The following is a 12,771-nucleotide window of genomic DNA, read 5'->3' on the forward strand; positions in this document are numbered from 1 at the left end:
GTAGCTATCTAAACATTCTGGGTAGCTACTATTTTTTTGAAAATTTGAAATTAACACTTTCAACCATCCAAAAGGTTGTAGTATTATTAAAACAATCTATTTACATACCAAGTCATCTGATGACCAGTTGATTAATTATTGGAATAGGAAATTATCACATAAGGAGTGATGAGCATGAAAGTAACACTATTTGCAACTTGTTTAGTGGAAATGTTTCAAGGTGATGTAGGAAAGGCTGTCGTAGAAGTTTTAGAAAGACTCGGCTGTGACATCGACTTTCCAGAAAATCAAATTTGCTGTGGACAGCCTGCCTACAATAGTGGCTACGTACAAGAATCTAAAAATGCAATGAAAAAAATGATTAAAGCTTTTGAACATGCAGAATATGTTGTTTCCCCTTCTGGCTCTTGTGCCTATATGTTTAAAGAATATCCTGAAGTTTTTAAAGGTGATCCTATTTGGGAACCTAAAGCGCAGGCATTAGCAAATAAAACGTACGAGTTCACTGAATTTATTGTCGATGTTTTACAAATTGAAGATGTTGGTGCCCATTTAGAAGGTAAGGCTACATTTCACACTTCTTGCCATATGACGAGATTGCTTGGTGTGAAAGAAGCCCCTATCAAATTATTAGGGCATGTGAAAGGCTTACAATATGTTGAGCTTCCAGGAAAAGAGCGCTGTTGCGGTTTTGGTGGCACATTTTCAGTAAAGATGGGCAATATTTCTGGAGAAATGGTCAGTGAAAAAGTACAAAACGTAGAAGAAACGGAAGCAGATATTTTAATCGGTGCTGATGCTGGCTGTTTAATCAATATCGGCGGTCGAATTGAAAGACAAGGAAAACCAATTAAAGTGATGCATATTGCGGAAGTGCTAAACTGCCGATAATTGCACTTAAAGGAGGATAACCGTATGGCAATGAAAACAAGCGATGATCGGTTTAACCAGCGCGTAACAAAAGAGCTAGAAAATACATTTATGCGTGGCGCGGTATCAAGTGCGCAAGAACGCTTTCAAACACGTCGTTTAAAACAAGCAGATGAGCTTGGGCACTGGGAAGAATGGCGGTCCCATGGCGAGGAAATTCGTCAACATGTACTTGCCAATCTAGACTATTACTTATTTCAACTCAGTGAAAATGTAGCAAAGCGTGGTGGACATGTATATTTCGCTAAAACGGCTGAAGAAGCAACAACCTATATCCAACAAATTGCAATAGAAAAGCAAGCCAAAAAGATTGTAAAATCGAAATCAATGGTAACAGAAGAAATTAATTTAAACCCAGCCCTTGAACAACTCGGCTGTGAAGTAATTGAAACAGACCTTGGTGAATATATTTTGCAAGTTGGAGATCATGAACCGCCATCTCATATCGTCGTACCTGCATTGCATAAAAATAAAGAACAAATTCGTGATATCTTTAAAGAAAAACAAGGCTATGACAAAACAGCTAAACCAGAAGAACTCGCACTGTATGTTCGTGAAAAACTGCGCAACGAGTACTTAACAGCAGATATTGGTATTACTGGCTGTAACTTTGCCATCGCAGAAAGTGGCTCTATTACGCTCGTTACAAATGAAGGAAATGCTGACTTAGTAACGGCTTTACCTAAAACGCAAATTACAGTTATGGGAATGGAACGTATTGTACCAACATTTGAGGAAATGGAAGTGCTTGTAAGTTTATTAACAAGAAGTGCTGTTGGGCAAAAGCTGACAAGTTATATTACAACGTTAACAGGTGTAAAAGATGAGGGCGATACAGATGGACCTGAAGAATTCCATTTAGTCATTGTCGACAATGGCCGCTCTAATATTTTAGGTGGTGAATTCCAGCCTATACTGCAATGCATTCGTTGTGCAGCATGTATCAACGCCTGTCCTGTATACCGCCACGTTGGGGGGCATAGCTATGGTTCGATATACTCTGGACCCGTCGGCGTCGTACTATCACCACTTTTGGGAGGTTATGATGATTTCAAGGAGTTACCATATGCATCTACTTTATGCGGTGCTTGTACAGATGCTTGCCCTGTCAAAATCCCATTGCATCAGCTAATACATCGACACCGTCAGGTTATTGTTGAAAATGAAGGGAAAGCTCCAGTGTCTGAAAAGCTCCTCATGAAGGCATTCGGCTTAGGTGCTTCTTCCCCTACTTTATACAAGATGGCGACGAAAATGGCATCCCCAGCGATGTCGCCTTTTACAAAGGATAATAAAATTTCAAACGGTCCTGGGCCATTAAAGGCATGGACCGAAGCTAGGGATTTCCCTGCACCGAATAAGGAGAACTTCCGTAGCTGGTTTAACAGCCGTACGAAAGGAGAGTCTGAATAATGGCAGGAAGTATTCTAAATCGAGAAACATTTTTATCTACTATCGCCAAGCAACTCGGACGAGCACCAAAAACAGAAATAGTGAAGCCAATTTGGCAATATCAACCTCAAGACCGTGTTTTAAAAGATGCTACTAAGGATGATTTAGTAGTCGTGTTAGAGGCGCAATGTAAAAATATTAATACAAATATGGTCATTACTAATACAGCGAATCTAGCTACTGATCTCCAAGCAGTTATAGATATCTACGGCGGTCACTCTGTCATCACATGGCAAGACGAACGCTTTGAAGGCTATGGATTAACACATTTAATGCAAACTCAATGGCCACAATCAAATATCCAGCTTTATGTATGGAATGAGACACAGCCAGAGGAAAATATTCGACAAGCGGAAAAAGCAAACATCGGTATAACTATTAGTGAGATGACATTAGCTGAATCTGGTACCGCTGTGCTATTTAGTGATAAGCATAAAGGAAGATCAGTTAGCTTTTTACCCGAAAAGTCGATTATTTTAATTCCTAAAAGTACAATCGTGCCACGCATTACTCAAGCAGCTCGATGGATTAGCAAAAAAGTACAAAATGGCGAACATATTGCTTCATGTATTAATTTTATTACGGGGCCAAGTAATTCTGCAGATATCGAAATGATTCCTGTCGTCGGTGTCCATGGCCCAATTAAAGCAACTTATATCGTTATCGAGGATCAATAAACATCTGACAGGCATGCACGGGAAACGATGCATGCCTGTTATTATGATGAAATTTATATTATGGCAAATAGAGCTAGCGATTTCGCTAGTCAAAATATTGTAATTGACAGGAAATCCTGCACTAGCGCCAATAAAGCCCGCTTCCGCTAGTTGCATACGCCCTACTTGTAATTAGTTTGCTACTCTTTCTGCCAACGTCGTATCATCGTAAAATTCTGGATGCGCTTGTTTTAAGACAGCCTTGCGTAGTAAGACAAGTGTCATTACGACAATAATTGCACTTGTGACAAGTAAAATACCAGTTGCTGGTAACCTATCGTACAATATACCATAAATGAGCATACCAATTGGCATCATCGACATAGCCATCGTTTCCATTAGGCCAACTACTCGACCTCGATACTCCTCCGAAATAAGCTTTTGCATAAAAACACCTAGTGGCATATTTACACCCATCTCAAAAACAGCAAAGATAAAATATAATCCTATATAATAGCCAACAATCATGGAATATGAAAGATTTGTCACTAAAGGGATTACCGCAAATGCTAAGCTACTTGATAGCAACAATAAACTAATTTTAGAAAAACGAAGTGGTATTTTAATTTCTGCACGTGTTGCAAAATAGATGGAAGCTACTAGCATGCCCAGTGCACCTGAAGCTTCGATAAAGCCAAAATGAGTAGAATCGATCTTCAGTAATTCAATAATCACATACGTTCCACCAACTACGATTGCAGAGAAAAATAAATTTATCCATAGTGATAGCCACATTACTACTGTAATGACTTTATGTTGCTTAATATAGCTAAATCCACTCACAAGCCCTTTCCATATCTTTTCGGTTTTAGCGTTTTCCCCTATTGTACTGTACAATTTAAAATTCATCGTTGCCTCTAAGCAAAAGGCAATCATGTAGGCTATCATATGCACAATTAAAAAAACTTTCATTGAAAAAAATCCATACATCATCCCACCGATAACTGGCCCCCCAATCGCTGCTACGGACATTGACATTTGATTAAATGACATTGCACGTTGTAAACGTTCTGGATTGACAAGAATCGCGATAGAAGAAGTAAATGTTATGCCTGAAAATGCAGAACAGAGCGTATACAATACTGTTGTCACATATATCGCATTGACGGACATACCAAATATTTCAGTATATAGTAGTAAACCTGCCATCGTCAAAATCGTCCCAGCTTGCGCTAATAATATTGTTCGTTTTTTCGAAAAATTATCGGCTACATACCCAGCTAATGGTGCTACTAGTGCTCTTGGGAGTATGGAACAAATCATATTTGTTGCAAAGCTTGTGGCAGAACCTGTCATGGCTAAAATATACAAACTAATACCAAAGGACAACACATGTGAACCTAACATTGCAATCATTTTACTTGCTGTAAACGTCCACAAATGATAGGTCGCCTTTTTATATTTTGCTGCTTCATCCAACAAAATCCCCTCCATATTTCAATTTAATTTAAAAGTTTAATTTTATTAAACAAAAATATACCACATTATTTCCTTTTCATGCAACAAAAAGTTTAATATAATTAAATAAATCATAAATTTCATTGTCACCCTGACGCTGTTAGTCGTTTTGGAAAATGTATAGACTTTGTGAAGAATAGTTATTATTGTTAATAGTGGAGAAAGGAGGCGAGGAAGTGGACTCTTTAGGCATGCGAATTCGCAAATTACGAAAAGAAAAAAAATTAACATTAGAGGCTCTTGCTGCCGATCGTCTAACTAAAGGTATGCTAAGCCAAATAGAAAATGATAAAGCGAAGCCATCTATGGAAAGCTTAGACTATATTGCGGAACGACTTGGCGTGAAAGCAAGTGAATTACTTGAACAAGTAGCATCTTCTGATATCCGTCATCTTTTAGAGCAAGTAGAAGCTATGTTTGCCGAGGCCGAGCTTGGTGATGCAAAGCATCATCAGCACCTCGTAGATATCATTCACCCGTACATAGACGATTTACCTCTTAGCTATGAAGCTGGGCGATTATTATATATTTATGCAAATGCGCAGTATGTGGCTGGTCTCACAACATGGGAGCAACCGCTACAACAAGCACGCCAAATATTTAAAGAAATCAATTTGTGGAGCCATTGGTTTAAAACCTATATGCTGCAGCTCGGTATTCTATCAGAAAATCGTCGATATGATGAAGCTTATCATTGTATTTTACAAGTGAAGGCAGAAATCGACCTTGAAAACTATCAGCTAGATTCTCGTGATACGGGAAAATTGGCTTATTATATTAGCATTTTTCAGTTAGCCATTGGTGAGCATGAAGCGGGTAAAAAATTAATTAACGAAACCATTGAACACGCGCATCAAAACCAATTGTTTTATCATATTGATGACTTATATCGTATTGGTTCCTATTGCGCCATGATTGATGGTGACTTTGAGCAGGCAGATCAAATGATGATGAAGTTGGAGCAGTATCGTATTTTCGTTGAACAAGCTGATGTCGATGCTTTTATATACGTCTTAAAAGCACATTATTATAACAATTATAAACAGGAATATGAGCAAGCTTTAGTTGAAATTGAACAATTACATGCACTTACAAGTTCAACAAAAATAGATAAAAATTTCTATTACGCTGAAAAAGGAAAATCATTGTATTTACTTGGTCGCTATTCAGAAGCACTTGCCGCATTTAATCATTTAAAAGAGATTCCCATTTTAATTGTGCATCCATATGATTTACTGAGTATGAATGAATGTTTCTCCTATAAAGCGCTTTGCTACGCTCAGTTTGGAGAGTTAACAACGGCTTACGAAATTGCCAAAACTGCATATATGGATTCGAAAGGTTTAATCGACCTACCTTATAAACAAAAAATTGAGGAAACGTATTTTAAAATTAAAGCACAAATCGATTCTAGACAATAGATTAAAGAACCTGTGAAAGTGCGGAATGCTGCTACGGATGGATGCTTTCGTCTACACGTTAAAAGGACTTGTAGATTACTCTACAAGTCCTTTTCATTACGCAGATTTATGATGTGCTTTCCTTATTTCTATAATTTTTGAACCAGAGAACAACAATAAAGCAAGCCATATAATACTGAATGCCAGTAGTTCTACTTGACTGAATGGTTCTTTATAAAGTACCACACCTAAAATTAAAACAATTGTTGGCGCTACATATTGTATAAAACCTAATAAGTAAAGCGGAATATTTTGAGCACCTTTAGCAAATAAAACTAGAGGCACTGCTGTCACAATACCGCTAACAATCATTAATACATCTGTATGGATATTCACGTGTAAGAAAGATGCTTGGCTTGTTGAAAATAAATAAATGTAATAGCCTAACGCAAATGGCAGAATAAACATAGTTTCGATGGCTAGACCCCTTGTTGCATCAAGTGTAATTTTCTTTTTCAGTACCCCATAAATAGCGAACGTTAAGGCAATTAGAATAGCCACCCAAGGTACTGTACCATAATTTACTGTTAATATAATAACCGCAATAAACGCGATGGCTGTAGCAACCCATTGTGCACGACTCAACGACTCTTTAAAGAAAACAACCCCGAAAATAACCGACAATAGTGGATTAATATAATAACCGAGGCTTGTCTCAATTAAATGCTCGTGAGTTACAGCCCAAATATATAAATACCAATTCATTGAAATGACAAAAGATGCGCCAGCTAACTGCCAAAAAATCTTCTGATGTGTCCATAAATATTTTAAATCTGCTAGTAACTCTTTGCGCATACCGAGAATAATGACTGCTAGCACTGTAAAGACGAAGGACCAAATTACACGGCCTAATAAAATTTCCATACTTGGCACATGCTCAAGTAATTTCCAGTAAAGTGGGAATGCTCCCCAAATGGCATAGGCAAAAAACGCTGCCAATACACCTTTTTTCTCATTTGACATTGTCTTTAATTCTCCTACTCTTTTTAAATCGATTACGACTCTCTTGTAATTTCTCAAGATTGCCGTTTATTCATAATGTGAAAGAATAGACTAATTATAGGACTTTGACTGGCTACTGTAAATGCACAATTTTACTATTAACATATTGTTTATTGCTTAAACACCAGACATTACGCTTTATTTTCGCTTTCAAGCTCAGAAATATATTTTCGCACCATACTATAACTAATTTCAGGATTAATTTGACGCTTAATACGAATATGAATTTCTTTTATACCTACCCCCTGCTCCCGCATATCTCGAATCATTGATTTTAAAGGACCTGAAAGAGATTCCCTAGACAGAGCGGTATATTTACTAAGCTCAATTAGCAAGTCGGTATTTTGTCGTCGGAGCTCCTTTAACTCGTCGACGACACAATTATATTCTGTTAGCTTTTTTTGCAATACCGCATTTTGTTGTGTCAATTTTTGCATGTCTTCTGTTAGCTTCGCATTTTGTTTTTTTAAATTTTTTCGCTCTTGCTCCAATACAATTTGCTTTTCATCTAAATCAAGATGGACGGCATTATACAATTCTTCAATATGCATTAGCTCTTTATAGCGGCTTTGCGTTAACATCATAAGTGTTTCTGTCGATTTGACAGCAAGTGTGCCATCTTGCATTTTTTCACATGTTAATGCTGATAAATCCATTTTGTTCGTCATATTTTTCTCACTCCATTACTAAATTGTTCGTGTAATGGGATTGCTTTGTTTAACATCCTTCAGCTTCCTTTTATATGATAATCATTCTCATTTATCTTATCATAATGAGAAAAGCACATTTTGTCAAAAATAAAAAAGCTCCCTGCATAAAAGCAAGGAGCCTTTTAAATCTGCTCTTATTACTGCAAAATAGAAAGAATCCATTTTTCTTAAAATAGATTCTTTCTTCAGGTATACTATTGTGCTACATAACCACCGTCAATGACAACAGCTTGTCCTGTAACGCTTTTAGCTCGATCACTTGCTAAGTATAGCGCATAGTCTGCAATTTCGCTTACATCTAGTAATTTTTTCTGAGGCACTTGAGCTAAAATAATATCTTCAAGCGCTCTATCTTCTGGAATATTACGCGTTTTTGCTAAATCAGCTATTTGACCACGCACAAGTGGTGTATCTACATAACCAGGGCATAAAGCATTTACTGTGATACCATGTTTTGCACCTTCTATAGCTGCAACTTTAGTTAATCCGATAACACCATGTTTTGCACTGTTGTAAGCAGCCTTGCCAGCAAATCCAATTAAACCATTAATCGAAGCGATGTTGATAATACGTCCAAAACCTTGTTCTTTCATAATAGGAAATACAGTTTTAATTAAAATAAATGGTGCAACTAACATAATTTTTTGCATTAATTCAAATTTTGCAGTTGGAAACTCTTCTATTGGAGAAACGTGTTGTAAACCAGCATTATTAATAACGATGTCAACAGAACCGAATTTTTCCTTAGCCGTTTGAACTAAGTTTTGAAGTTCTTCTTCGCTCGTAACGTCCGCTTTCACACCAATCGCTTGAAAACCTTCTTTAATTAGAGATTCTGCAGATTCTACTACCATTTCTTCATTGATATCAGAAAGAACTACTTTTGCTCCGAATTGAGCAAAACGTTTACCGATTTCAAATCCAATTCCGCGACCTGCACCTGTAATAATAACTACTTTATTTTTAACATTGATGAATTCAGACATAATATATTCCTCCTAATTTTTTAAGCTAACATCGTTATTAAACTAAACCTATTGCAGCTAAGAGAATTCCAACTATCAAAGCAATAGTAGGAATGAAAAACGCTACAACAAATACATCTTTATAAGTTTCTTTATGAGATAATCCTGTAACAGCCAGTAAAGTTAATAATGCCCCATTATTAGGAAATATCGATGCACCTGAGGCAATAGCAGCAATTCTGTGTAAAGCGTCAGGACTAATTCCTGTCGTTTGGGCAACGTTATTAAACGTATCTCCTAAAGTTGAAAGAGCAATACCCATACCACCAGAAGCAGATCCCGTGATGATGGCCATAATTTGAACAGCTAAACCTTCAGCAATTAATGGATTATCAGAAATACCTAACAGCCATGAAGTTATGTTATCGAATGCAGGCACAATGGCAATAACTGAGCCAAATCCTACCGCCGCACTTGTATTTAAAATAGCCATGACAGAGCCTTTACCACCGTCATTAATAGATGGAATAAATTTTTTATAATCCTTTAAGTTAAGAATCATGATACATAAGACCCCAACTAGTAAAGCGATAACAGCATCTAACTTAACAATATTTAATAGCACAACGACAACGACAAGTGGAATCAAGGAAATAATCCAATGAGGGACTTTCTGATCTCCATCAGTTGTCATGTGCGTACTATTTTCTGGTTCTGTATACCCTTCGCCTTGAGCAGCAAACTTTTTCGCTCTATATGCTAACCAAAGATATCCACCAACAGCCATTATAATTGTGGCAGCAATGCCAATGATTGATCCTGACGTAGGAGAAGTTTTAAAGTAATCCATTGGAATCAAGTTTTGGATTTGTGGAGTCCCTGGTATAGATGTCATTGTAAATGTAAATGCTCCAAGTGCAAACGTTGGTACAAGTAATTTTCTTGATACATTTGCTTCACGAAATAGTTGAAGCGCAATTGGATAAATAGCAAATACAACTACAAAAAGACTAACACCACCATAAGTTAGTAACGCAGCAGCAATTAATACACCAAGTATAGCTCTCTTTTTACCAATTAATTGAGTAACCTTTTGAGCTACAGATTTTGCAGCGCCTGTATCCTCCATCAATTTTCCGAACACGGCTCCTAATAAGAAAATAGGGAACCAACTTTTTACGAAATTAACTAACCCTTGCATATACGTACCTGTATATGTGTCAAGTACATTTAATCCGTTAAGAACTGCAACAACACCCGCTACAAGGGGCGCAACCCATATGATAGACCATCCAAGATACGCTAAAGCCATTAATAGGACTAGTCCAATAATAATACTTAACAAATAGTTTCACCTCTTTCCTTAAAGCTAATACTGTTTACCAACTATTTGATAAGATATAATTACCAAAAAGTATTAAATTTATTTGACCAATGTATACCTTGACCAAATAGAAACTTTTGTAACTATCCTGTAGTTACATCTCGTAAACAATATAATCCTAAGAAAGGACAACTAAATGCATATTTAGATTGCCATTTTATTTAAGTTGTTAATTCTCGTGAAATATATATTTCACAAAAATATTTTTTTACTGGAACGTATTGTATTATCTAAGATGCTAAACAAGTATGTTACAAAAATTTGAACATTAATGTTATATCCGAATAAAGTATAACGCTGACGAATTTATTAGTAAAACGAATAATATGAATAACATTAATGAATAAAAAGAATAAATAGGTGTAAATATGGAACTACGTGAATTAAAATTATTTTTAGAAGTGACGAATTATAATAGCTTTACGAAGGCTGCTGAACATTCATACTTATCTCAATCTTCCTTGAGTAAAGCTATAAAAAAATTAGAAGAAGAACTACAATTGGAGTTATTTGATCGATCAACAAGACATATGCAATTGACTGAAGCAGGTAAAATTGTTTATAACCAGAGTCAAAAAGTATTCGAAGTGATTGAGGAGTTGAACGTTCAATTAGATCAATTTCGTGAAATAGCTACTGGCGAAATTAAACTAGGTATTCCTCCGCTAATTGGGACATTGTTTTTTTCTGAAATTGCTCGAAATTTTGAAGAACGATATCCAGAAGTATCTTTAATATTAATTGAACGTGGGGCTAAGGTGATTAATCAACTTGTCGAAGAAGGTACGATTGATTTAGGCATTATAGTCTTACCCGAGGATGAATCTAAATTTAATATTACTCCGTTTATACAGGATAACTTTGTGCTATTTGTAAATGAGGAGCATAGGCTTGCCCATAAAAAAAGTATTAAATTAAAAGAATTAAAAGATGAAAAATTTATCGTTTTTACAGAAGATTTTGCTTTGCATGATTTTATGATTGAAGCTTGTCAAGCAGCTGGGTTTACGCCAAACATTGCACTCAAAAGTTCACAATGGGATGTTATGATTGAAGTAGTAGCATCCAAATTAGGTGTTACAATTTTACCGAATTCAATTTATAATAAACAAACAAATAAGAATGTCAAAATTATACCGATTGAAAAACCTGAATTATTTTGGCGACTAGGCGTCATTACTAAAAAAAATGCCCATAAACCGTTGGCATTAAGAGAACTACTTAACCTATTGCCGACTTTGGAATTTTCAGCTCTGCAAAATTTTAAAGGAAGATAATTGGATCTATCTAATGCAAACATAATAACTATAGAAGTACAAACCTAAAATCAAGGGTTGTGCTTCTTTTTTTGATCTGTTAAGTGTCATTTTTATCTCTTTGCACTAAAAGTGTATATAAGATATTTGTGTACTGCCGCTTAAATAGATTATAAAATAAGACTATAATATCTTTTTATGGAAGTAACGAACCTAAATACAGTAAACTAATTCTGAAATAGAGCATCAAAGAAAAAAAACCACCTTTTTGCAAGCCAACTAATTATCATTATCTTCTATAATCATCTAACTATCTAAGAGAATTAATAGCTCTTTAACAGCAGCTATTTTATTATATTTTGTAATTCCCTATTAGACATATCATGACATAATATCAGTAAATATAAATTTATCCTCATAATCCATATATTTTTAATTACCATACTTAACATTTTCTAATAAGGCTATAAAGGAATTTTTATACAACTACAACACTATCTTCCCACAGAAATAGATTACTGTTTCAACTATTTATATACAATATATTACATATATTTTTAATAGTTTTTCTTAAGGAGGGTTAAAGTTGATTAAAATATTGGTTGTAGATGATCATAACTTAGTAGGTGAGGGCACGAAATTATTACTAGAGCAAGAAAAAGATTTTAAAGTAACTTTTGTTAATTCTAGTGAAAAAGCATTAGAAATTTTATTAAAATACGAATTTGACGTATTTGTATTTGATTTAAACATGCCAGGATTAAACGGACAAGAACTTGCTAAAGAAGTTTCAAAAATCTCCCCTAAATCTAACATTATTATTTATACTGGTTACGATATTGAACCACACTTCAATAAGTTAGTTTCTTCAGGTGTTTCAAGTTTTATTAATAAAGTTGCTTCAAAAGAAACACTTATAGCGGCGATTAGAGCAAGTTTAGAAGGTAACTCAATGATGCCAATAAATTTATTACAGCAATTAAAAATACCTGATAATAGTATAAACATTTTAGAGGGTTTCCACCTATTAAAAAAATATAATTTAAGTAAAAATGAAATAGAAACTCTAAGACTTGTTATGGCAGACAAAACAAATAAAGAGATCGCAGCAGAATTATTTATTAGCCTAAGAACTGTGGAATATCGCTTATCAAATATCTTCAAGAAATTAAATGTAAACTCAAGAATCAAGGCAATCAAAAAAATAGAGGAAATAAGCAAGCGAACTGAATAGAAACTACATTTACAAGCTAAACCACAAATTAATTCTGGTAACACCGTAATTAATTTGCGGTTTTTTTGAGGTTTCTTTACGGTATCTAAAGTTTTTTTCATAAGTTAATCTATAAATAAACCTCCAAACAGAGGTAACATATGACAGGTTAAATTATTGAATCTTTGTAGGTTGCTAAACTTACAAGATGTTAATTATTTTTCC

General features: G+C 35.1%; 11 protein-coding genes. 6 read left to right on the forward strand and 5 right to left on the reverse strand.

What is annotated here, in order from left to right; translation table 11 throughout:
• The first annotated feature begins 174 nt into the window (after positions 1 to 174).
• The 3 genes from JNUCC52_RS04400 to JNUCC52_RS04410 are packed head-to-tail and all read left to right on the forward strand — an operon-like array spanning position 175 to position 3,059.
• On the forward strand, positions 175 to 891 hold the full coding sequence (locus tag JNUCC52_RS04400) for a (Fe-S)-binding protein (protein ID WP_337981515.1): 717 nt from the start codon (positions 175 to 177) through the stop codon (positions 889 to 891).
• A 24-nt stretch (positions 892 to 915) separates the two neighbouring features.
• Positions 916 to 2,343 carry a LutB/LldF family L-lactate oxidation iron-sulfur protein gene (locus tag JNUCC52_RS04405; RefSeq protein ID WP_337981516.1) on the forward strand — a complete coding sequence of 476 codons (1,428 nt, stop codon included), beginning with the start codon at positions 916 to 918 and terminating at the stop codon, positions 2,341 to 2,343.
• Positions 2,343 to 3,059: a LutC/YkgG family protein gene (locus tag JNUCC52_RS04410; RefSeq protein WP_172771151.1), complete on the forward strand. Its 717-nt coding sequence runs from the start codon at positions 2,343 to 2,345 to the stop codon at positions 3,057 to 3,059. The genes JNUCC52_RS04405 and JNUCC52_RS04410 overlap by 1 nt, the downstream gene beginning before the upstream one ends.
• Before the next feature lie 171 nt (positions 3,060 to 3,230).
• Here JNUCC52_RS04410 and JNUCC52_RS04415 read toward each other — a convergent pair whose 3' ends face one another.
• Positions 3,231 to 4,517: an MFS transporter gene (locus JNUCC52_RS04415; RefSeq protein ID WP_172771150.1), complete on the reverse strand. Its 1,287-nt coding sequence runs from the start codon at positions 4,515 to 4,517 to the stop codon at positions 3,231 to 3,233.
• 215 nt (positions 4,518 to 4,732) lie between these two features.
• Between JNUCC52_RS04415 and JNUCC52_RS04420 the strand changes: the two genes are divergently transcribed.
• Positions 4,733 to 5,977, forward strand: a complete 1,245-nt coding sequence (locus JNUCC52_RS04420) for a helix-turn-helix domain-containing protein (RefSeq protein ID WP_172771149.1) — start codon at positions 4,733 to 4,735, stop codon at positions 5,975 to 5,977.
• A gap of 96 nt (positions 5,978 to 6,073) precedes the next feature.
• Here JNUCC52_RS04420 and rarD read toward each other — a convergent pair whose 3' ends face one another.
• The 4 genes from rarD to JNUCC52_RS04440 all read right to left on the reverse strand — a co-directional run bounded on the left by rarD (position 6,074) and on the right by JNUCC52_RS04440 (position 10,038).
• The gene (gene rarD, locus JNUCC52_RS04425) at positions 6,074 to 6,979 is read right to left on the reverse strand and encodes an EamA family transporter RarD (RefSeq protein WP_172771148.1); all 906 of its coding nucleotides are present in this window, start codon (positions 6,977 to 6,979) and stop codon (positions 6,074 to 6,076) included.
• Between the two features lie 170 nt (positions 6,980 to 7,149).
• Entirely contained in the window at positions 7,150 to 7,686 is a 537-nt protein-coding gene (locus tag JNUCC52_RS04430; protein ID WP_172771147.1) for a hypothetical protein, read from the reverse strand.
• 236 nt (positions 7,687 to 7,922) lie between these two features.
• A complete protein-coding gene (locus tag JNUCC52_RS04435; protein WP_337981517.1) occupies positions 7,923 to 8,714 on the reverse strand; it encodes a 3-hydroxybutyrate dehydrogenase in 792 nt (263 codons plus the stop codon).
• Positions 8,715 to 8,751: 37 nt separating this feature from the next.
• On the reverse strand, positions 8,752 to 10,038 hold the full coding sequence (locus tag JNUCC52_RS04440; RefSeq protein ID WP_337981518.1) for a GntP family permease: 1,287 nt from the start codon (positions 10,036 to 10,038) through the stop codon (positions 8,752 to 8,754).
• 407 nt (positions 10,039 to 10,445) lie between these two features.
• Between JNUCC52_RS04440 and JNUCC52_RS04445 the strand changes: the two genes are divergently transcribed.
• Positions 10,446 to 11,354: a LysR family transcriptional regulator gene (locus tag JNUCC52_RS04445; protein WP_337981519.1), complete on the forward strand. Its 909-nt coding sequence runs from the start codon at positions 10,446 to 10,448 to the stop codon at positions 11,352 to 11,354.
• Between the two features lie 565 nt (positions 11,355 to 11,919).
• Entirely contained in the window at positions 11,920 to 12,567 is a 648-nt protein-coding gene (locus JNUCC52_RS04450) for a response regulator transcription factor (protein ID WP_172771143.1), read from the forward strand.
• The last annotated feature ends 204 nt before the right edge of the window (positions 12,568 to 12,771 follow it).

Origin of the sequence: Lysinibacillus sp. JNUCC-52 (genome assembly GCF_015999545.1) — a bacterium.
GTDB lineage: Bacteria > Bacillota > Bacilli > Bacillales_A > Planococcaceae > Lysinibacillus.

Coding starts and splice junctions, on each gene's coding strand:
- JNUCC52_RS04400 (WP_337981515.1), top strand. CDS start 175: ATGAAAGTAACACTATTTGCAACTTGTTTAGTGGAAATGTTTCAAGGT.
- JNUCC52_RS04405 (WP_337981516.1), top strand. CDS start 916: ATGGCAATGAAAACAAGCGATGATCGGTTTAACCAGCGCGTAACAAAA.
- JNUCC52_RS04410 (WP_172771151.1), top strand. CDS start 2,343: ATGGCAGGAAGTATTCTAAATCGAGAAACATTTTTATCTACTATCGCC.
- rarD (WP_172771148.1), bottom strand. CDS start 6,979: ATGTCAAATGAGAAAAAAGGTGTATTGGCAGCGTTTTTTGCCTATGCC.
- JNUCC52_RS04430 (WP_172771147.1), bottom strand. CDS start 7,686: ATGACGAACAAAATGGATTTATCAGCATTAACATGTGAAAAAATGCAA.
- JNUCC52_RS04435 (WP_337981517.1), bottom strand. CDS start 8,714: ATGTCTGAATTCATCAATGTTAAAAATAAAGTAGTTATTATTACAGGT.
- JNUCC52_RS04445 (WP_337981519.1), top strand. CDS start 10,446: ATGGAACTACGTGAATTAAAATTATTTTTAGAAGTGACGAATTATAAT.